This is a genomic window from Weissella coleopterorum (assembly GCF_011304355.1).
GTDB lineage: Bacteria > Bacillota > Bacilli > Lactobacillales > Lactobacillaceae > Weissella > Weissella coleopterorum.
The window spans coordinates 1,299,195-1,318,671 of record NZ_CP049888.1; the positions used below are offsets into that span (position 1 = coordinate 1,299,195).

Below are 19,477 nucleotides of genomic sequence, written 5' to 3' on the forward strand. Positions count from 1 at the left end.
AATAGCTAATATTTTAAACATTATACCGTAAATTTACCAAAAGAGGGAAACCATGGGAAAAAATATACAAAATGAAATTCCAACTAATCTGACTGAATGGGATTGGTCAACTGCCTTAGACGCTAAGATCGAAGAAAACCACGAAGCCCTTGTCCCCCTTGGATTATTACCAGAAAAAATAATTGTTCAACCGGCCTATTTTATTCAAAATTTGTCAGGAGCAATGTCAGAGTTATATGCTCGTCAAAGTGTGCAAATTAAATTAGTGCAGGCTGCTAACTTACTCCCCGAAGACTATAAACTAGTGATTTTTGATGCTTGGCGTTCAGTTTCCACCCAGGCAGCCCTGTTCCATTCGCTGAAACGTAAAATTTCACAAACTAATCCAACTTGGTCCAAAACTCAAGTAATTGAAAAAACATTGGAAACCGTCGCTAAACCATCACGTGATAATCACAAACCTTCTCCACATAATACTGGGGGATCTATTGATCTAACCATCGTTGATAATCAGGGAGTCATGTTAGATATGGCCTCCCCTTTTGATGACTTTCACGATAGCGCTAAAACAAATTACCTAGAAATTAAAACCGATTTGACTCCTTCCGAATTAAAAGCTCGTGATAATCGGCGACTCCTTTACCATATTATGACTTCGGTAGGCTTCACCAATCTATCAAATGAATGGTGGCATTTCGATTATGGCAATCAAAATTGGGCTCACTGTGCAAATCAGGACCATGCTTTGTATGGGGCGACTAAACCAGTTTTCCCTTGGGTAACTATTCTGGATTAGCCCGTTTAGACCTAATAAAAAAACTAGTTCTCCCGAACTAGTTTTTTTATTTATGAGAGAGCTATTAACGATGTGCCCGATTTTTAATCTCTTGATATCGCCGATACCAAAGGTCAACATAACCTTCAGAAAATGGACCTTCACGCTGATTAATCCAATCCACTAAAATTTTGACATGTTCACTTAAAACAAAATCCACTTCATCAGAATATTGCCATTTTTCCCGATGAGCTTGATATTCATCAGCGTCAAGTAAGCGTTTTTCTCCATCTGGATAAACCTTAACATCCAAGTCATAATCAATATATTTTAGTGCCTCTTTATCTAAGACAAAAGGACTAGCCAAATTACAATAATACGATATTCCATTATCTCGAATCATTGCGATAATATTAAACCAATATTTTCGATGAAAATAAACAATCGCTGGTTCCCGAGTTACCCATCGACGACCATCGTCTTCAATCACTACGGTATGATCATTTATCCCGATAATCTCATTTTCGCTGGTCTTCAATATCATTGTTTCACGCCAAGTACGGTGTAGACTTCCATCGTGTTTATAGCTCTTAATCGTTATATAGTCCCCTTCTCTCGGCAGTCGACTATTTTGCATAACTTTAACCTTCTCCTTCGCCACAGCGACGAACTTCGTTTAAAATTATACCACGCTTATTTAAACTTTGCTTAATTTGCCATCCAGTTCCAACAGATCTTTTTAATCATGTCGATGACTTTTCAACCATTGGTCCACTTGCCGCAAATCAAATCCTCGACGATACATTCCTGCCTTAACCTTACTTTGGTATTCCCAGCCTGTGAAAGCTTGATATTTTTGTGTCACTCGCTCTATGGTACGTTCAAAATTTTCTTGAAGCTGTTCCATATCTACGGGAGTCGTGGCATGAAAAGATTGAATCGCATTTTTAATTGCACGTTGATCAAATCCATTTTGATACAATTTTTGAGAAACCTTCTGATCTGCCATAAACGTCGATTCACGTCGATATTTTTGAAATAATGGTTCAATCAATTGTGCTAAATTTTCATTCTCTGTAGTCTCATCATATTGGACTAATAAATCTTCAATTACGAATTGATCAATACCATATTTTTGTAAATTAAATTTAACTGATCTGGGTCCTAACTTACCACGACGTATCTGTCCGGCTAGATACTCATTCGCAAATTGAACATCATCAATAATACCTAATTCTTCTAAACGTGCAACTGCTTGATCAATCACGGGAGCCGGAAAGTCAGCCTGCAATAGCTTAGTTCTAACTTGTTGCTTGGAATGCAAGCTTCCTGCTGCGTAGGTCAACGCTTTTTGATAAGCCTTTTGGTTGTATTCAGCGGCAATAATTTTTGTCCGTAATTCCGGTTCAACTTGGGTCCCCTTAAACAAATTAAATTGGATCAATATTTTCTCAGCAACTGCAAAAGCAAACTCATGATCTAAATAAATATTATACCGATCACCTTTTTTAGTGCGAGTTACCCGCGTGACTTCAGTCATTTTAATCCTCCTTGCTTATGCTTGAAAGGTTTCTAATTCCAATGAAGCTTGTGTCCACTCATCTTCTACTTGTGCCAATTTTTGTTGCAAACTTTCGATCTGCTGTGTCAATTCTGTCAATTTACCTAAGTCTGAGCCATTCACCGGATCATTCAGTGCCCTTTCGAGAGGCTCAATTTCTTGCATAATTGCTTCCATCGCGGATTCTGCTTTTGTTACCGCACGTTCTTTTTTCCGTAATTCCTTTTGCTGCTCTCGATTGGTTTGATAATCTAACACCTCATCATCAAGTGATGACTGCGTTGCTTGTTGGTTGTCAGTTCCGTTCTTTTCATTTCTTTGTTCAATTTTTTCAAGATAATAATCATAATCACCATCAAAAAATTGGGTCCCCTGAGCTGATAGTTCAACAACTTCGGTTGCTACTTCATTAATAAAGTATCGATCATGGGAAACAAAAAAGATTGTGCCGTTATACTCATTTAAGGCTGTCTCCAAGACTTCACGTGAATCAATATCTAAGTGATTCGTCGGTTCATCCAGAATCAAGAAGTTATCTTCATTCATGGATAAGACCGTCAGCAGGAGACGTGCTTTCTCACCACCAGAGAGCGCCGTGACCTTCTTGTCAACATCTTCACCGGTAAACATGAATGATCCTAAAATCGACCGTACATCTTTTTCAGCCATTTTCGGATGTAAATCCCAAACCGAACTCAGGACCGTTTTATGTGAATCTAAGGTCGCCTGTTCTTGATCATAGTAACCAACTGTGACATTCGCTCCCAGCTTAAAAGAACCTGCCAAAGGTGGTAATGATCCTAATAGCGTTTTAATCATCGTTGATTTTCCCACTCCATTTGGACCCACCAATGCCACGGCATGTTGTTTTTTAACGGATAAATTAACATTCTGCGCTAAGGGTTGATCCATTTGATAACCTAAACTCAAATCTTCAACTTTTAAGACTTCATTCCCTGAACTTTGAGCAGCCGTGAAAGTAATATGGGCTACTCCGGATTCATTCTTAGGCGCCGCCAAAACTTCCATCTTTTCAAGCTGCTTCCGCCGTGACTGGGCGCGCTTAGTCGTTGAAGCGCGGACAATATTACGATTAACAAAATCCTCTAATTTAGCAATCTCACTTTGTTGGCGATCAAACGCTTTTTGTTCAGCCGTAATCTTAGCGATCTTTTGTTCCATGTAACGACTATAATTACCTTGGTAATGATCTAATATTCCGCCGTGAACTTCATAAATTTCATTCACTACTCGATCTAAGAAATAACGATCGTGCGAAACGATTAAAAGTGCGCCTTGATAATTTTGTAGATACTTCTCTAACCATGCCAGCGTTTGCATGTCCAAATGATTGGTCGGCTCGTCTAAAACCAATAAATCAGGCTTCTCTAACAATTGTTTTGCAATTGCTAAACGGGTACGTTGACCTCCTGATAGGTCCGAAATTTTCTGCGCATAAAAGGTCTCATCAAAGCCGAACCCATGTAACACACCACGAATGGTCGCTTCATAGCCATAGCCGTTTAATGCTTCAAAATCATGTTGAATTTGATCATACTCATTCAGTAACGTTTGATACGCAGTGCTTTCATAGTCTGTCGTCGCGGCAATTGCTGTTTCCATTTGTCGCATCTGCTGTTCAATCTGACGTACTTTATGAAAGCTAGCTAGCATTTCATCATACACACTCAAGGTTGAATCCATCCCCGAATTTTGTGCTAAGTAGGCTAGTTTCAACCCTTTTTTGGATGAAACGACGCCTTCATCAGGTAGTTCTTGACCGATTAAGATTTTTAACAAGGTTGACTTTCCAGCCCCATTTCTTCCAACCAACCCAATTCGTGACCGATCTTGGATTTGGAGAGAAAAATGTTCAAAAAAAGTCACGCCGTTAAATCGACGACTTACATCATTTGCTTGTAAAATAATCATTCCTAACTCCATCTAACAAAAGAGGCCGAGACAAAACACGTCTGAGCCTCTTTTTCGTATTTTTTAGTTACTAATATCATTATCAATAAAATAAAGTAACGTTTGTAATTCATTAGTTAAGTCCACATTTTGGACGTGTACTTTCCGGGAAACATTTAAGCGAAGGGGTGTAAAATTCAAAATCCCCTTAATCCCACTGGCTTCCAAACGTGTTGCAATAGTTTGAGCTGCATCAGCAGGTACAGTTAACATAGCTACATCAATGCGTTGCTCTTCAATTTGTTCTTCTAACTGGTCCATTGAAAAAACGGGTACACCACTTTGAATCGTATTAATTAAATCAGGGTTAACTTCAAAAACCGCTGAGACCCGTACATTTGAAGTTTTTTGGAATTTGAAATTGAGTAAAGCATGACCCAGGTTTCCTAATCCGCTCAAAGCAACAGATGCTAAGTTATCTTGATTTAATTCACCAGCGAAAAATTCAATCAATTCGGCTACATCATACCCATAGCCCCTTTTTCCTAAGGCCCCAAAACAAGAAAAATCACGGCGGATCGTTGCGGCGTCAATTTTAACAATTTCCGCTAAATCAACCGATGAAATTTTATTAGTTCCTTCATCTAGCAGTAATTTGAGATAACGATAATAAATTGGCAACCGCTTTGCTGTTGCCCGCGGAATTTTTTGTTCTGTCATGTTAGCTCACCTTAATCTATATAATTTTTTCTAAATCTATGATTAGTGTAGCACATCCCTATATCTTTGTGAAACAAAAAGCATTTATTTTTTCAAAAGTTCTTGTAATTCGTTTAATAGCAGCATGGCTTGAAACGGTGTTAAATTAGCCAAATCGGCTTTTTCAACCCTTTCCACGACTGCACTTTGATCATTATCGTCTGGTAATGAATCAAACAGTGCCATTTGTATCTTCATCTCTTGTTCATTGGTCAATTTCACAAAGTCGGTCTGTTCGGTCTGTTCCAGTTGATCTAAAATAACTGTGGCTCTTTCGATCAAACTCTGTGGCAAGCCGGCTAATTTAGCAACATTAATCCCATACGACTGGTCAGCAGGTCCGGGTAACACTTTGTGGGAAAAGATGAGTTCGCCAGCTTCTTCATGCGCGCCCACATGGACATTAAAAAGCTGTGCCAATTCTTGGTCCAAACTAGTTAATTCATGGTAGTGCGTCGAAAAGAGCGTCTTAGCGTGGACATTTTGATGCACATATTCAATAATTGCCTGTGCTAAGGCCATTCCATCAAATGTCGCCGTCCCCCGTCCCAATTCATCAAATAAAATTAAGGAATGCTCCGTTGCAGTTTGCAATGCCGTATTCGCTTCTGCCATTTCAACCATAAACGTAGAATTCCCGGAAATTAAATCATCTGCTGCCCCAATCCGTGTGAAAATTTGGTCAAAAATGGGTAAGTTAGCTTGTTCCGCCGGTACAAAGGAACCAATTTGCGCCATAATTACCGTTAATGCCAGCTGACGCATATATGTTGATTTACCGGACATATTTGGTCCGGTAATCAGCATAATCTCCTGCTGCTGGTCCATCATAATATCATTAGCCACATAACTTTGATGTCCTAAGACCTTCTCCACGACTGGATGTCGGCCATCCACAACTGCCAATTCTTGGTTTTGATTGAGCTTTGGCCGGGTAAATTGATTTTTTTGCGCAACATCGGCTAATGCTGTTAAAACGTCTAAAGTCGCCATTTGTTTTGCTAAGCGTTGCAAACGTTTAATATTCATCTTAATCTTTTCACGAACTTGAATAAATAACTGATATTCTAATTGACTAGACTCTCCAGTTGCTTCTAAAATCTTTTGCTCGTGTTCTTTTAACTCTGGCGTAATGAAACGCTCCGCATTAACTAAAGTTTGCTTACGGGTATAACGATGATCATCTAATTTATTGATATTAGCTTTGGTCACTTCGATATAATAACCAAAAACTTTATTGAATCCAATTTTTAAACTATTTATCCCAGTTTCAACTCGTTCACTGGCCTCTAAATCGGCCAACCACTGTTTACCATTATGCATGATATCTTGATATTCATCTAATTGCTGATTATAACCCGGCTTAATCATCCCCCGTCCGTTACCGACAACGGTGGCTCTTCAATAATAGCATCTGAGATGAGCTGTTCTAAGTCGGTCACGGGATCGATTTGACTGATCATTTCACCAAAGATAGCAGGATCCAAATCTGCTAGTAATTCTAAAATGATTGGAATTTGACGTAGCGAATTGCGAATTTGCAAAAGATCACGACCATTGGCACTGCCATAGGCAACTCGTCCCACTAATCGTTCTAAATCATACACACTTTTAAGTGTATTTTGAATGTCATTTTCAATCAAAAAGTTTTGCATAAATTGCTCTACTTTATCATAACGACTTATCAAATTTTGTTGCTCAATTAGAGGTTGCTCAATCCACTGCTTGAGTAACCGTCCACCCATAGCAGTTTTAGTTTCATCTAATAGCCACAATAGGGTACCGCTTTTTTGTTGCGTCCGTAAATTAACCGTCAACTCCAGATTGACGCGCGAATTACGATCCATTTTTAAATACTGCGCAACTTCGTATGCCCGTGCTGGTTGAAGATGGTCCAATGCACGTTTCTGAGTCGCATGTAAGTAAGCAATTAAAATTTGCGTAGCCATCAAACCTAGATCTGTTAAATCTTGCACTAAGTTTTGTTGCTCATCAGGCATTGCTTCAACAGCTTGTCTTGATACCAAGATTCCTAAGTTGGTCAATGATGCACTCAGATCAGCTGGTAACAAATGATCAATTACGATTTCTTTAGCCGCAAGTCTAGCTAATTCATTTAAAACCGCTGTTGTAGAAATTAAATTAGTCGCTGACATTTCACCTGTTGATAAATCAGTATACGCAAACCCATAATGATTGGCATCTTCAGCTACAATTCCCACTAAGTAATTATTATCCTTTGCACCATCACCATGAATATTCATTCGCGTTCCCGGTGTTATGAGCTGGACTACCTCTCGTTTTACCATACCTTCGGCTTGACTAGGGTCTTCCATCTGCTCCACAACCGCAACTTTGTAGCCCTTATCCACTAAAATATCAATATAGTTTTGTGCCGCATGGTGTGGCACGCCGGCCATCGGAACGGGGTGATCAGAATTTTTATTACGTTGTGTTAATGTTAATTCTAAAATTTGGGATCCTAAAATAGCGTCTTCGTTAAACAATTCATAAAAATCACCTAATCGATAAAATAAAAAGGCATCATGATATTCTGCTTTAATTTCATTATATTGTTGCATCATCGGTGTTTCTTTGTTTTTTGCCATTTTAGTCCCCTTTACCTTTATCTATTTTTCATGCTCATCAGCCATCAAATCTGCCAATCCTGCTAATGGGGTATTCGTAGCTGTCTCTTCACCTTTAGCTTGTTCAATTAGATAGTCATCTTCTGAGATAACTTCCCAACCATCACCAGTTGGCATAGCTTCCTGCTCTTCTCCATCAGCTAAAACTTGTAGCGGAATTTGCAAGAAAATATATTGCACTAAAACTTCACTAAAATTAATTACATCGTCTTCAATTAGAATAACAGATTCTTCAATTTCATACCGATCGGCATGCTCTGTATCCCGAATATAAACTTCATCAATCATGAAGTCCAACGGGAATTTTACGGGTCGCGCAGACCGGGTTGAAGGTGTCGTTAATTCCCCCGTAACATGCGCATGTAAAATAACATCATCTCGTTCCATTTGTGCCCAACCATTAACTTGAACCGGCTCAAGGTTCAAAATTACATCACCAAACAGTTCTTGACTCATGCCTAATAAATCTAATTCTTCATTAAATTCCATCGGAGCCTGTTTATATTTTAATAACTCGCTAAAATTCCATTTCATCATTTTCATTCCTCTCAGGACTGGGTTTAGGTAAACGATAGGGCTGACGATTTGTATCTTGTGGCATGTTATCACCCCGGTTGTTCAAGATATTATATAATCGACCTGCTCTTAAATCTAATTTTAAATATTCCTGTAAATTATTCTGATTAACCTTACTAATGACCGGTAGGTTAAAGTCTTTACGTTGGTGTTTAAGCCATAATTGCCCCTTACTATTGAAAGCTAGGACACGCAAATATGGTTTTTGCAACGCTATCTGCATTTCCGCTTCACTGACATTTAAAAGCGTATATAAAATACTTCTTTGCAAACGACTATATGTGTAACGTTTACTTTTAAAGCATTGCATAAAGGTATTCCAATCAACCTGATGACCTGATGGCGAATGCCCAATAATATCCAATAAACGATAAGCTAAACCATCATTTAACTGATAAATTTTTTCTAATTGCTCAACTGGCGTGGTCATAACTTTATAATAAAGTAATTGCCACATTGGCTGTTCATAATCTAAAAATGGCGGTTCTAGCAACAGACTTTGGGTGCCAATTGGTAAAGAATGAAGCACTTTTGTTTGCATGGATTTATTTTTAAGTGCATTCCTAATCCCTGAAGCACTCACGAAAGACTCTTGTGAAATTTGCGTAGAGTGATAAGCCTGGCCCTTACGTTGGATGGCCCTGATCATAACCTGGTCTTGTGCTCCTAGCTCCAGGACTGCTAAGGCATAACTTAAACCCAGTAAATCATTTGGATCTTGAATCGAGATACCTAATTCATCCAATAAAACTGCGTTAAAATTACTAGCAAAAGTTTGTTTATAATTGTGAAACTCAGCTGCCTGCTGGGTTGATTCTCTAACTTGTTCAGCCAACTTCATGAAATTCCATTCAGCGTGTTCGGCTCCAAAAATGATAGTGTCTACGCCTGCTGCCAATAATATTTCAACAGCACCTTTCGCAAAAAAAGGACCTGGTTGAATTGAAAAAGCCACCGGCAACTCAATTACCAAATCCACACCATTTTGAACCGCCATCTTTGCCCGTTTCCACTTATCATACATGGCTGGAATTCCACGTTGGACAAAATTACCACTCATGACAACAATTGCAATATCAGCCCCGCTCAACGCTTTTGCCTGCGCTAAATGGTATTCATGCCCTGCATGAAAAGGATTATATTCAGTAATCAATCCAACTGCTCGCATTATCTATCCCTTCTTATTAGCGCTAAAGAACCAACGTGGTGTTTTAGCGTCTGGTACATCTTGACGACCAAAATCACCGGTAACTTTAATATTTTCAAAACCGGCTTGTTCTAGTGTTTGGATATAGCTCTTTAACTCATAAGTTTTTTCTGTATGAATTTCTGTTAACTGTTTATAGCCATCAATTTGCTTATCATAGACGAAGAAAATCAATTCATGCTCAACAGTATGTGCTTCTCCCTCAACGCCATAAGAATTCCAAAGGAAGGCAGTTTCATCATCGTGGAAATTGTACATATAACCAGGATAATATTCATCCGTTTGATATGGTGAAATCACATCAAATAAAAATTGACCACCAGGTTTGAGATGCGCTGCAACTTGTTCAAAGGCCATTTTAGTTTCCACTAGGCTCCCCAAGTAATTAAATGAATCAGCAAACGAGGTGATCGTTTGAAATTGCTTAGAATAATCGGACCATTCTCGCATATCTCCTTGAACCAAGGGTAAATCAACTCCGGCGGCATTTGCATGCTCTTGAGCTAAAGTTAGCATCTCAGCTGATAGATCAAAAACGGTTACTTGATGTCCACTTTGAACTAACTGAATCGCCAAACGACCAGCACCGCCCGCCAATTCTAAAATCTCACCTTGCGGATTTTGAATGTTTTTCTGAGCATACTGAAACCAATCATCATAGGCAGCGTCATCAAATAATTCATCATACAATTTTGCAAAGGTTTGATAATTTGCCATTAAAATTCTTCCTCAATAATCCAATCAGAAATATCAATTTCTTGGCCTTGAGCACGCCAAAGTTGTTCTAATCCATAAAAATCACGAATTTCTTGTTTGAAAACATGGACCGTCAATTCGCCAAAATCAAGAACAATCCATTCTCCAGTATCACGACCTTCATGTTGGTGTACCTCAAAACCAGCTTCTTTCATCTGATCCATAATCTCTTGGGCAATCGCCAAAACTTGTCGATTAGTAGGCGCATCCATGATTAACATCATATCCGTAAAAATAGATGTTTCATGAATATCTAAAGCAACTAAGTCTTCAGCCCGCTTTTGATCTCCTGCTTTCACGGCGACTTCTAACATTTTCATCATTGTATTTTCATTCATCATTCGTTATCTTTCCATCCTTATTTGGTTGACCATCTATTATAGGTCAAAAGTGACAAAGGATATACCCTTTGCTTATTTTTAATTAAAAATTCTAATGTATGCTGTGCTTGCCAGCCAACACTTGCAGATAAATCATTAAAGGCCAATGTACGTACCTCTTCCACACCAGGAAAATTACGTGCGCTTTCGATATAGTCAGCCATATAAATGATTCTTGCTACCAGTGACATCTCTTCCGCACCGGTGGTATGTTGTCGTACCGCATCCAGTATTATTGGATCATAAATGTCTAACTCGGATTGAATCATTTCAGCACCCACAACTCCGTGCCAAATATTATTCCCCATGCTAATAGGCTCACTGGTAAATGATACGTTTGGATAGCTTGGATAAATTCATCATCCGTACGTTCCTTGGTATAATCATGAATCAGTGCGGCAACTGAAACCATCTCGGGATCGGCTTGCCATTTAGTTGCTAACTTTAGGGCCATTTTTTCAACCCTTACAACATGTTGATAACGGTAATCTGATAGGGCCGTTTTAACCACACCCATCAATTCTAAACGTGTTCCAGAATAATAATGCTTTTGATATTTTAAATCACTCATCTTGATACAAGCCTTTCTCAACAATATACGCTGCCACTAAATCTGGCAGTAAATAACGCACACTTTGTTGCTTTTGAATGCGTTCTCGAATTTTTGTCGAGCTAATATCAAGATTAGAGACATTTACAAATTGCACTGGATAATCCGTCTTCGGGGTTTCTTGTCCAGGGCGATTCACTCCGACAAATTGTACCATTTGGCTTAAAGCTCCAATTTTATACCATGTTTTTAGGTATGCCACTTCATCTCCACCAATGATAAAGTAATAATCATAATTAGGATGTAGCTCCGTTAAATAGCGCATCGTATCGTATGAATAGCTAACTCCTCCGCGATTAACTTCAGCCAATTCTAATGCAAAATGACGATTACCATAAATTGCCGCTCGAACCATTTCCACCCGATCCAATGCATCAATCGCATCTTTGAAATCAACATGAGGTGGCTGTGCATTCGGCATAAAATAAACCTGTTCTAGATCTAAGTTTGATGCCACTTGCTCAGCAATAACAAGATGGCCCAAATGTGGAGGATTGAACGTCCCACCGATAATCCCAACTCGGTGGCGTTCTTGATCGATTTCGGTAGCTACCTGCGTTTCGGGTGCTAAAGTATGAACCGTTTTAATCATAATATCCTCCTACCTAATACAAACTAAATCTTTTGAACGTTAACTGAATAGCTACGGTTCTTAGGATCATGGGCTTGATCAAAGAGTACCAACGTATGCCCAATGGTTTGAACTACCTGAATTGAAGAATTGGCTTCAATAAAAGCTTTAACTTCATCCACTGTTACATCAGAATTATTCAAAATGTTCACCTTAAATAATTCACGTTTCTCCATAGCTGAGCCTAATTGTTCTAACCAATTTTCCGTCAAGCCTTGCTTCCCCACACTAAAGAGCGGATTCATTGCATGGGCTGATGCTCGTAAATAACGTTTTTGCTTACCGCGTAATTCAATCATTTTTATATCATAGCCTTTCGAGTTAACACTGAGACCCCTTTGGGCGCCCAAGCCGCAACAACAACTTGTCCAGGAACGGTGATCCATCCTAATCCATCAATCACAATATCCGTTTTCTCAGTTGTCTTAAATTCATATCGTTTTAATGGTGGTAAGTTCACTAAGTTTTCTTTTTCAGGTGGTGCTAATAATTCTCCTGCATGCTTTTCATAAAATAGATCAGCTTTGTCCAACTTAGTTCGGTGAATAGGTAAATTATTTTCAAAATACGCCGTAATTCCAGTTTTAGCGCCTTGAACATAATCAAAACGCGCCATCGCTCCCATAAAGAGAGTTTGTTCTGCATTTAATTGATATGTTCGTGGCTTTAATTCTTTTTGAGGTGATACATATTTCAAGTCTTTTGGTGATAAATAATGTGCCATTTGGTCTTTATGGATAATTCCTGGTGTATCAATGATGTTTGATTGATCATCTAAAGCAATCTCAATACGATCCAAAGTTGTCCCTGGGAACCGCGAAGTTGTAATGACATCCTTTTTATCACCAGTCACATCTTTAATGATTTGATTAATTAAAGTTGATTTACCAACATTCGTCACCCCAACGACATAAACGGATCGTCTCGCACGATGCTTCTCAATCAGATCTAACAAGGCTGGAACATCATCCCCATTCTTACCTGACGTCAACGCAATATCAATCGGACGTAACCCCGCACGATTGGCCTGTTGCCGCATCCACTCTTTAATTTTTGCGCGTCGCAAGGCGTGTGGCAAGATATCAACTTTATTCCCAACTAATAAGACCGGATTACTTCCAACGAAACGGTGTAATCCAGGAATCAATGAACCACTAAAGTCAAATACATCCATAACATATACAACTAATGCATCCGTAGTTGAAATTTGATCTAATAATCGGCGAAAATCATCATCTGTTAGATCAACCGGTTGAATTTCATTATAATGCCGTAACCGGAAGCATCGCTGACATAAGACTTCATCATTTTCAAACCCTTTTTTAAGCGCTGAAAGCGGTGTATAGCCTAGTTCACTAGGTTGATCAGTTTGAATTTCAGCCCCACAACCAATACAACGAAGCCCTTCATTTAAATAATTTTTTACATCTGTTTCACTTATCAAGATTTTTCCTCCATTGTAGATCCGGATTTTGTTTCAACATATTCTTTTTAACACCTTTTTCAAAAAAACGATTGATTTTTGTATTCCATTGATCTGTTTCAATCAAGGGTTGAACTAATATACTCCGGACTCCAAAATTATTTGCCGCCCAAATATCTGTTAAAAGTTGATCACCAACCATCACCACTTCATTATCATTCAAATTAAGTTTTTGCATGGCCACTTTCAAGCCCTTTGTAAGTGGCTTCAATGACCGTCCTACAAAAGGTAGTGCTAAAGGCTTAGCAACCCGCTCAATGCGGTCAGAAGAATTATTTGATACTATCATGACTGGAATTCCGGCCTTTTCCATCGATTGAAGCCATTGATGCAGTTGCTCGGTACCATCAGGATTATTCCACGCAATTAAAGTATTATCTAAATCAGTTAAAATTGCTTTAATTCCATGTTCTTGCAATTCAACTGGTGTTAAATAATAAATTGCTTCAACCATCCATGTAGGAGTAAATGAACCAGTCATTGAGAATTCCCTCATTTTCTTTTTTAGTCTGTTATTTTTTAATTATACGCTAGTTTCTAACGGCAATAAAGCAATAAAATGTTTAAATTCAATTTAAGACTTCTCAATTTAACGCTATAAGTTTCCCATCAATGGTAAACTTATTTTATTAAATCTAATTCAACTTAAGTAGGGTATTTAATTATGTCAAAAAAAGCTAAACTAGCGCTTAAACGAATCTTCCTGTCTGTCGTAATGTTTGTCATTACCTTTTTCCTAGCCTTTGCCATTACACGTGGGACACATAAACTATTTCACCGCGACCCAACTACTGCAAATGCGACATCAAGTAAAATTACACACCAAGTCACTAGTAGCTCCTCAAGTAAAAAAGCTACGAGCCAAAAAGCCTCAACATCTAAACACACGACAACTTATACGGTCGAAGCTGGTGATACGTTAGCTTCCATTACTGCTAAATTCAACACCACTTCAAAAGAACTCAAAAAATTAAATTCAAAAGTGGATTGGGAAGCTTTAAAGATGGGCCAGGTCATTAAAGTTCCACAAAGCAATAATACCAGTTCCGAAGCTAGCGTTACTTCTACTGAAGAAGCTACCTCTGATAGCGAATCAGCTACCGATAAACAAACATACGTGGTCGCCAAAGGCGATACCTGGTATCGGGTTGCTTTGAACAATAACTTAACCGTCAGTGCACTCAAGGCCCTTAATCCTAATGTTTCAAGTTTGAAAACAGGAGCCTCGATTCGAATCAAATAATTGATTAGTTTAAATAACCCGCTATTTAATTTAGCCTCCGCCAATGATATTCGTTAATTAAAAGGAGTTTTAATTAGCCCCTCACAAATCATGTTTAAGATTATCAGTATTTGATCAAAGGCTGCCCATACTAGCCACTGTTCTTAAAAATATAGACTTACAAAATTTGTCTAATTTTGTCTAATAAAATAAATAAAAAACTCTATTCAAACTAATTGAATAGAGTTTTTTATTTTAAACACGTTTTAAATAATTACTTTTCAGAAATAGCAGCGATTCCTGGCAAAGTCTTTCCTTCAAGATATTCCAATGAAGCACCACCACCCGTTGAGATGTGGCTTAATTGATCTGCAACTCCAAGTTGTTGTACAGCAGCCGTTGAATCACCACCACCAACGATCGTTGTAGCTCCATTCTCTGTGACCTTCACCAATTCTTCACCAATGGCAAGGGTTCCCTTAGCGAAGTTCGGCATTTCAAAGACACCCATTGGACCGTTCCAAACAACAGTCTTAGCGTCTGCTAACACTGACTTGAACAATTCAATCGACTTAGGTCCAATATCAAGTCCCATGTAGCCATCCTTAATTCCTTCTTCAGCGGCAACATAAGTATCAGCATCATTGTTAAATGCATCTGCAGCAAGTGCATCTACAGGCAAAACCAACTTATCACCAGCTTCGGCAATTAGTTGCTTAGCCAATTCAACTTTATCCTCTTCAAACAAAGAATTTCCAATTGCCTTACCATTAGCAGCATCAAATGTATAAGCCATTCCACCACCAACAATCACTTTATCAGCCTTCTTCAATAGATTTTGGATGATCGTAATTTTATCGGAAACCTTGGCCCCACCAATAATAGCAACGAATGGGCGTTCAGGTTCTTCAACTGCCCCACCTAAGAACTTGATTTCCTTTTCCATCAAAAAGCCGGCCGCGGTTTGTTCAATATTTGCTGCAATTCCAGCATTTGATGCGTGTGCACGATGAGCAGTTCCGAAAGCATCATTGACGAAAACATCACCTAATGAAGCCCAATACTTTCCTAATTCAGGATCGTTCTTTGATTCACGCTTAACTTCAACTCCATCAACCACATCTTCAAATCGTGTATTTTCAAATACCAAAACTTGACCATCTTCAAGATTGTTGATTGCTTCTTCAAGCTCAACGCCTTCGGTTGCAGGTACGAAAGTTACCGGTTGTCCTAACAGATCAGCCAATTTTTGTGCAACTGGCTTCATTGACAATCCCTTTTTATCATCTTCACTCTTGATTCGGGCCAAGTGTGAGAATAAGATTGCACGACCACCTTGTTCCAAGACATATTTAATCGTTGGCAATGCTGCCACAATTCGATTGTCATTTGAAACCATCACTTCGCCATTTTCTTCTTTTAATGGCACATTGAAGTCAACACGCATTAATACTTTTTTACCCTTTAACTCTAAATCTTCGACCGTTAATTTAGCCATTTTTTTAAATCCTCATTTTCTATAATTTTTAATATTACTAACTTATTATACCGTAATTTCACGACTAAAACGCAATATTTTCAATAAAAAAACAGACGTTTAGATTCCTCCAACCGCCTGTTTACTTGCTTAAATTAGCCTAATTTTACAATTCTGCCAAGTGCAATAAAGTACGAACCATGTTTGAAGTAAATCCGTATTCATTATCATACCAAGCAGCAGTTTGAACCAATTGCTTGTCGCCAACAGTGATGATCTTAGTCAAAGTTGGATCAAAGACGGCACCGTGAGTGTCACCAATGATATCTGAAGAAACAATTTCGTCACCATTATAACCAAATGAAGGAGTCTCATACTTCTTAACAGCAGCATTGATTTCTTCAGCAGTAACAGTCTTTGACAAAACAGTTGTTAATTCAGTGATAGATCCATCCACAACACCAACACGTTGTGCATGTCCATCCAACTTACCCTTCAATTCAGGGACAACAAGTCCGATGGCCTTAGCTGCACCAGTTGAGTGAGGAATAGTGTTAACTGAAGCAGTACGGTTTGAGCGAGCCTTCTTACCCTTAGGTCCATCCAAAATCATTTGAGTAGAAGTAAAGGCGTGAACAGTTGTCATCAAACCAAGTTCAATTCCAAATTCATTATTCAAAGCATTTGCTAATGGTGCCAATGATTGTGTAGTACATGATCCAGCAGAAACAATTTTGTCATCTGCAGTCAATACATCTTGGTTAACACCATAAACAACAGTAGGAACATCACCGGCTGGAGCAGAAACAAGCACCTTCTTAGCACCTGCATCCAAGTGAGCTTGTGACTTTTCTGCTGATGTATAGAATCCAGTTGATTCCAAAACGATTTCAACACCGTCGTTTGCAACCCACTTCAAGTCTGCAGCATTACGTTCTGCATAAACTGTGATGTGACGTCCATTAACAACGATACCAGTTTCGTCTGCTGAAACTTCAGCATCCAAAGTTCCGTGAGTTGAGTCATACTTCAATAAGTAAGCCAACATTGCAGGGTTAGTCAAGTCGTTAATTGCAACAACTTCAATATCATCTGCAGTACCTTGTAATTCCATGATACGGCGGAATGCCAAACGCCCGATACGGCCGAAACCGTTGATACCAATCTTAACAGTCATGTGTAAGAAGCCTCCAAGTATATTTTTGTTAACGTTTTTTACATCTATTATTTTACGCTATTTAACTCCATTGCGCAAATAAAAAAAGGCATTATTTCCCTAGTTTGTGAAGTTTTTATATTGCATGATCGACTGTAAGCGTTTCCAATGGCTGTTTTTACATGTTCGTTATAATTAATTTCAACGAGTTTTTATCATTTTTTTTGATTTTTCAGCAAATTTTATTATCTAATTTTAATCGTGGATTGTGAAAGTTTCACATTTCATTCAGCTCCGCGTAGTTCAACACTTTCACATTCAAAAAAAGCTTCTAATAAATTTAGCTATTAATCCCATTTATGTTTTAATACTCTGCTTTCTTGGAAGTTAATATTACCCTCCGCCAAGTTCATTAATTATATATTTAACCCAAATTATTTAAGCCTTTTCCCGACTGTGTAGCCATGATTATCTTGTACTTATTACTAGTTTTATGCTATAATTATCAAGTTGTTAAGGCGCGCCTAGTGTAATGGATATCACGTGAGATTCCGGTTCTTGAGATGAGGGTTCGATTCCCCCGGTGCGCATATTGAAATCGCAATGTATTGGTACAGTGCGAATTAGCATGTTATTTATAAATCAAGTACCCATACGAGTACCCAATTAAAATATTCCGGTTTGGATTGATTTACATCATAATAAACTAAAAAAGCCTACCAGCTAGAAATTAATCTAGTCAGTAGGCTTTTAATTTGTCGAACTATATTTAGCTTGTTCAATCAAAATAGTTTCATTTAATGCCACCAAACGGCGTCAACTTCACACGCTTTATTCGAGACGTTGAATGCTTATATTTTTGTATGCAAAGTGTTTTATTTATGGGACAACTGTCTTAATTTTAGTATTCTTTAAACCAAACTAATTAATACTTAGTTCTCTTATTATTAATTTCAGCCTTATGCTTCATCAATAGGTTTCCCAAATTAATTTAAAAAGGCTAATCAGTTATTAAATCCGAACCGATTAGTCTTTTGATTGATTCAATTCTGGATGCGCCACTCACGCATCATTTTATAAGGCATAAGTTTAACTAACTGATCTGACCTTTGGCGGAACATCTCATTTAAACACTTTTTAGTTAATCATTCCCTGGCGCTCATAATAAGCAACCGTCTCTTCCGCAAATTCAAGATCATATCCTAGTTCATCCATGATCATCCATGGTTCAAAAGATTGATCGGGATATTTTTTAACTAGATTTAAAATGGTTTGTTCATCAGTCATATATTCAATAATAGCGGCACGCGCCTCAACTTCATCATTGCTCGCCCGTAATTCATCGTAATCTAAATGATTTCCTAAATCAGAAATCGCATGGAAGTACTCTTCAACTAAAGTTTTTGCCTTATCAAAAATGCTTAAATTTTTATCCACAAAAATAAATGCATTTCGACCCTTTAGAAAAGCTACTCCTTCCAATTGGGTTTCTTGATATAACGGGACTGTATCTGAAATGATTGGCACAAGTTTGTGCTGCTTTAAGTCTTCCTCTACCCGTATTAACAGTTCATCATATTCATTGCTATTCATTTATGGTCCTCATAATCTGCCACTAAACCTTCTACATAAGATTTAGCACGATCAATTATTCTCTGGCGATCGCCATCTGGTAGGCGTGATAAATCAATTCCCCAATGCGCTGCAATAAGCGTAGGTTCTTCATTATCATGTAATTTATTCTGTTGGTCTTCAACTAATTCAGATTTCCCAACTCCAAAGAAATTAGCCATTAATTCAAGTTTATCAATTCGAGGATATGTCTTACCATTGGACCAATCCGAAACAGTTGCCGTTGAAACTCCAATCGTTTCGGCAAATTTAACCGCCGTAATACGGTTTTCTTTTAACAAACGTTTGATGTTACGCCCCATGATAATTCGACCTTCTGAACTTGCCATATTGAACTCCTGTTTAAATTTATTTTACATTATTATAAACTGAAACTTAATTAATTTCAAGGTTAAACCTAATTAACCATTGAAATAAAGTTTAACCTAATATATAATATGATTATTCATTAAAATTTAAATTATTTGCTATTATTCAGGAGGTTTATCATGTACTCAAATCTTTTTATATCATTAATTACGATCTTTTTCTTCTCTTTGGTTTTGGTGGGCTTATATACTGTGACCAATTTTACAATTCAATCTACTGAAAAATATTGGCGCGGCATCTATCGAATGACCCGTTACCTTTATAAGCGTTTAACTGGAGAACCTAAATCAGACGCGATGTATTATGCGATTCATCATTAAAAAA

At 38.0% G+C, this 19,477-nt stretch carries 21 protein-coding genes, 1 tRNA gene and 1 pseudogene; 4 read left to right on the plus strand and 19 right to left on the minus strand.

Going from position 1 to position 19,477, the window contains the following annotated elements; genetic code table 11:
* Window positions 1-52 precede the first annotated feature (52 nt).
* Window positions 53-796 (plus strand): M15 family metallopeptidase, encoded by a 744-nt coding sequence (locus tag G7084_RS06610; protein WP_166011149.1) that lies wholly within the window; start codon window positions 53-55, stop codon window positions 794-796.
* Window positions 797-860: 64 nt separating this feature from the next.
* Here the strand turns inward: G7084_RS06610 and ntdP are convergent, their stop codons facing one another.
* From ntdP to G7084_RS06680, 15 genes and pseudogenes are all read right to left on the minus strand, one after another.
* Window positions 861-1,412, minus strand: coding sequence for a nucleoside tri-diphosphate phosphatase (gene ntdP, locus G7084_RS06615; RefSeq protein ID WP_166011151.1), 552 nt, complete (start codon window positions 1,410-1,412; stop codon window positions 861-863).
* 102 nt (window positions 1,413-1,514) lie between these two features.
* Window positions 1,515-2,315, minus strand: a complete 801-nt coding sequence (locus G7084_RS06620; protein ID WP_166011153.1) for a RecX family transcriptional regulator — start codon at window positions 2,313-2,315, stop codon at window positions 1,515-1,517.
* A gap of 15 nt (window positions 2,316-2,330) precedes the next feature.
* Window positions 2,331-4,268: an ABC-F family ATP-binding cassette domain-containing protein gene (locus G7084_RS06625; RefSeq protein WP_166011156.1), complete on the minus strand. Its 1,938-nt coding sequence runs from the start codon at window positions 4,266-4,268 to the stop codon at window positions 2,331-2,333.
* Window positions 4,269-4,331: 63 nt separating this feature from the next.
* Window positions 4,332-4,967 carry a redox-sensing transcriptional repressor Rex gene (locus tag G7084_RS06630; protein ID WP_166011158.1) on the minus strand — a complete coding sequence of 212 codons (636 nt, stop codon included), beginning with the start codon at window positions 4,965-4,967 and terminating at the stop codon, window positions 4,332-4,334.
* An 84-nt stretch (window positions 4,968-5,051) separates the two neighbouring features.
* Window positions 5,052-7,615 (minus strand): annotated as a pseudogene (gene mutS / locus G7084_RS06635) (DNA mismatch repair protein MutS).
* A gap of 21 nt (window positions 7,616-7,636) precedes the next feature.
* The gene (locus tag G7084_RS06640) at window positions 7,637-8,191 is read right to left on the minus strand and encodes a DUF177 domain-containing protein (RefSeq protein WP_246163779.1); all 555 of its coding nucleotides are present in this window, start codon (window positions 8,189-8,191) and stop codon (window positions 7,637-7,639) included.
* Window positions 8,172-9,398, minus strand: coding sequence for a nucleotidyltransferase (locus tag G7084_RS06645; RefSeq protein WP_166011160.1), 1,227 nt, complete (start codon window positions 9,396-9,398; stop codon window positions 8,172-8,174). Before G7084_RS06645 ends, G7084_RS06640 begins: the two co-directional genes overlap by 20 nt.
* A 3-nt stretch (window positions 9,399-9,401) precedes the next feature.
* Entirely contained in the window at window positions 9,402-10,154 is a 753-nt protein-coding gene (locus tag G7084_RS06650) for a class I SAM-dependent DNA methyltransferase (RefSeq protein WP_166011162.1), read from the minus strand.
* Window positions 10,154-10,531: a ribosome silencing factor gene (gene rsfS / locus G7084_RS06655; protein WP_166011736.1), complete on the minus strand. Its 378-nt coding sequence runs from the start codon at window positions 10,529-10,531 to the stop codon at window positions 10,154-10,156. The genes G7084_RS06650 and rsfS overlap by 1 nt, the downstream gene beginning before the upstream one ends.
* A 20-nt stretch (window positions 10,532-10,551) precedes the next feature.
* Complete coding sequence (gene yqeK, locus G7084_RS08395) at window positions 10,552-10,881, minus strand: bis(5'-nucleosyl)-tetraphosphatase (symmetrical) YqeK (RefSeq protein ID WP_343032805.1); 330 nt, start codon at window positions 10,879-10,881, stop codon at window positions 10,552-10,554.
* Window positions 10,839-11,144 carry an HD domain-containing protein gene (locus tag G7084_RS08400; protein WP_343032806.1) on the minus strand — a complete coding sequence of 102 codons (306 nt, stop codon included), beginning with the start codon at window positions 11,142-11,144 and terminating at the stop codon, window positions 10,839-10,841. The genes yqeK and G7084_RS08400 overlap by 43 nt, the downstream gene beginning before the upstream one ends.
* Window positions 11,137-11,775: a nicotinate-nucleotide adenylyltransferase gene (locus G7084_RS06665; protein ID WP_166011164.1), complete on the minus strand. Its 639-nt coding sequence runs from the start codon at window positions 11,773-11,775 to the stop codon at window positions 11,137-11,139. Before G7084_RS06665 ends, G7084_RS08400 begins: the two co-directional genes overlap by 8 nt.
* Window positions 11,776-11,798: 23 nt before the next feature.
* Window positions 11,799-12,113, minus strand: a complete 315-nt coding sequence (gene yhbY / locus G7084_RS06670; RefSeq protein WP_166011166.1) for a ribosome assembly RNA-binding protein YhbY — start codon at window positions 12,111-12,113, stop codon at window positions 11,799-11,801.
* Window positions 12,114-12,115: 2 nt separating this feature from the next.
* A complete protein-coding gene (yqeH, locus tag G7084_RS06675; protein ID WP_166011168.1) occupies window positions 12,116-13,258 on the minus strand; it encodes a ribosome biogenesis GTPase YqeH in 1,143 nt (380 codons plus the stop codon).
* Window positions 13,248-13,778 carry a YqeG family HAD IIIA-type phosphatase gene (locus tag G7084_RS06680; RefSeq protein ID WP_166011170.1) on the minus strand — a complete coding sequence of 177 codons (531 nt, stop codon included), beginning with the start codon at window positions 13,776-13,778 and terminating at the stop codon, window positions 13,248-13,250. The genes yqeH and G7084_RS06680 overlap by 11 nt, the downstream gene beginning before the upstream one ends.
* A 183-nt stretch (window positions 13,779-13,961) precedes the next feature.
* On the opposite strand from G7084_RS06680, the gene G7084_RS06685 reads away from it, so the two are divergent.
* Window positions 13,962-14,540: a LysM peptidoglycan-binding domain-containing protein gene (locus G7084_RS06685; RefSeq protein WP_166011172.1), complete on the plus strand. Its 579-nt coding sequence runs from the start codon at window positions 13,962-13,964 to the stop codon at window positions 14,538-14,540.
* 253 nt (window positions 14,541-14,793) lie between these two features.
* Here the strand turns inward: G7084_RS06685 and G7084_RS06690 are convergent, their stop codons facing one another.
* The gene (locus G7084_RS06690) at window positions 14,794-16,017 is read right to left on the minus strand and encodes a phosphoglycerate kinase (protein ID WP_166011174.1); all 1,224 of its coding nucleotides are present in this window, start codon (window positions 16,015-16,017) and stop codon (window positions 14,794-14,796) included.
* Window positions 16,018-16,162: 145 nt separating this feature from the next.
* Window positions 16,163-17,173, minus strand: a complete 1,011-nt coding sequence (gene gap, locus G7084_RS06695; RefSeq protein WP_166011176.1) for a type I glyceraldehyde-3-phosphate dehydrogenase — start codon at window positions 17,171-17,173, stop codon at window positions 16,163-16,165.
* A gap of 497 nt (window positions 17,174-17,670) precedes the next feature.
* On the opposite strand from gap, the gene G7084_RS06700 reads away from it, so the two are divergent.
* Window positions 17,671-17,742: transfer RNA gene (locus G7084_RS06700), tRNA-Arg, on the plus strand.
* Between the two features lie 547 nt (window positions 17,743-18,289).
* Here the strand turns inward: G7084_RS06700 and G7084_RS06705 are convergent.
* Both G7084_RS06705 and G7084_RS06710 read right to left on the minus strand, forming a co-directional pair.
* Window positions 18,290-18,745, minus strand: coding sequence for a hypothetical protein (locus G7084_RS06705; protein WP_166011178.1), 456 nt, complete (start codon window positions 18,743-18,745; stop codon window positions 18,290-18,292).
* Window positions 18,742-19,113, minus strand: coding sequence for a helix-turn-helix domain-containing protein (locus G7084_RS06710; RefSeq protein WP_166011180.1), 372 nt, complete (start codon window positions 19,111-19,113; stop codon window positions 18,742-18,744). Before G7084_RS06710 ends, G7084_RS06705 begins: the two co-directional genes overlap by 4 nt.
* 159 nt (window positions 19,114-19,272) lie before the next feature.
* Between G7084_RS06710 and G7084_RS06715 the strand changes: the two genes are divergently transcribed.
* A complete protein-coding gene (locus tag G7084_RS06715; RefSeq protein ID WP_166011182.1) occupies window positions 19,273-19,473 on the plus strand; it encodes a hypothetical protein in 201 nt (66 codons plus the stop codon).
* Window positions 19,474-19,477: the final 4 nt, after the last annotated feature.

What these genes read in the sequence shown, in the direction of transcription:
- G7084_RS06610 (WP_166011149.1), top strand. Translation starts at nt 53, where the DNA reads ATGGGAAAAAATATACAAAATGAAATTCCAACTAATCTGACTGAATGG.
- ntdP (WP_166011151.1), bottom strand. Translation starts at nt 1,412, where the DNA reads ATGCAAAATAGTCGACTGCCGAGAGAAGGGGACTATATAACGATTAAG.
- G7084_RS06620 (WP_166011153.1), bottom strand. Translation starts at nt 2,315, where the DNA reads ATGACTGAAGTCACGCGGGTAACTCGCACTAAAAAAGGTGATCGGTAT.
- G7084_RS06625 (WP_166011156.1), bottom strand. Translation starts at nt 4,268, where the DNA reads ATGATTATTTTACAAGCAAATGATGTAAGTCGTCGATTTAACGGCGTG.
- G7084_RS06630 (WP_166011158.1), bottom strand. Translation starts at nt 4,967, where the DNA reads ATGACAGAACAAAAAATTCCGCGGGCAACAGCAAAGCGGTTGCCAATT.
- G7084_RS06640 (WP_246163779.1), bottom strand. Translation starts at nt 8,191, where the DNA reads ATGATGAAATGGAATTTTAGCGAGTTATTAAAATATAAACAGGCTCCG.
- G7084_RS06645 (WP_166011160.1), bottom strand. Translation starts at nt 9,398, where the DNA reads ATGCGAGCAGTTGGATTGATTACTGAATATAATCCTTTTCATGCAGGG.
- G7084_RS06650 (WP_166011162.1), bottom strand. Translation starts at nt 10,154, where the DNA reads ATGGCAAATTATCAAACCTTTGCAAAATTGTATGATGAATTATTTGAT.
- rsfS (WP_166011736.1), bottom strand. Translation starts at nt 10,531, where the DNA reads ATGAATGAAAATACAATGATGAAAATGTTAGAAGTCGCCGTGAAAGCA.
- yqeK (WP_343032805.1), bottom strand. Translation starts at nt 10,881, where the DNA reads ATGGGGAATAATATTTGGCACGGAGTTGTGGGTGCTGAAATGATTCAA.
- G7084_RS08400 (WP_343032806.1), bottom strand. Translation starts at nt 11,144, where the DNA reads ATGAGTGATTTAAAATATCAAAAGCATTATTATTCTGGAACACGTTTA.
- G7084_RS06665 (WP_166011164.1), bottom strand. Translation starts at nt 11,775, where the DNA reads ATGATTAAAACGGTTCATACTTTAGCACCCGAAACGCAGGTAGCTACC.
- yhbY (WP_166011166.1), bottom strand. Translation starts at nt 12,113, where the DNA reads ATGATTGAATTACGCGGTAAGCAAAAACGTTATTTACGAGCATCAGCC.
- G7084_RS06680 (WP_166011170.1), bottom strand. Translation starts at nt 13,778, where the DNA reads ATGACTGGTTCATTTACTCCTACATGGATGGTTGAAGCAATTTATTAT.
- G7084_RS06685 (WP_166011172.1), top strand. Translation starts at nt 13,962, where the DNA reads ATGTCAAAAAAAGCTAAACTAGCGCTTAAACGAATCTTCCTGTCTGTC.
- G7084_RS06690 (WP_166011174.1), bottom strand. Translation starts at nt 16,017, where the DNA reads ATGGCTAAATTAACGGTCGAAGATTTAGAGTTAAAGGGTAAAAAAGTA.
- gap (WP_166011176.1), bottom strand. Translation starts at nt 17,173, where the DNA reads ATGACTGTTAAGATTGGTATCAACGGTTTCGGCCGTATCGGGCGTTTG.
- G7084_RS06705 (WP_166011178.1), bottom strand. Translation starts at nt 18,745, where the DNA reads ATGAATAGCAATGAATATGATGAACTGTTAATACGGGTAGAGGAAGAC.
- G7084_RS06710 (WP_166011180.1), bottom strand. Translation starts at nt 19,113, where the DNA reads ATGGCAAGTTCAGAAGGTCGAATTATCATGGGGCGTAACATCAAACGT.
- G7084_RS06715 (WP_166011182.1), top strand. Translation starts at nt 19,273, where the DNA reads ATGTACTCAAATCTTTTTATATCATTAATTACGATCTTTTTCTTCTCT.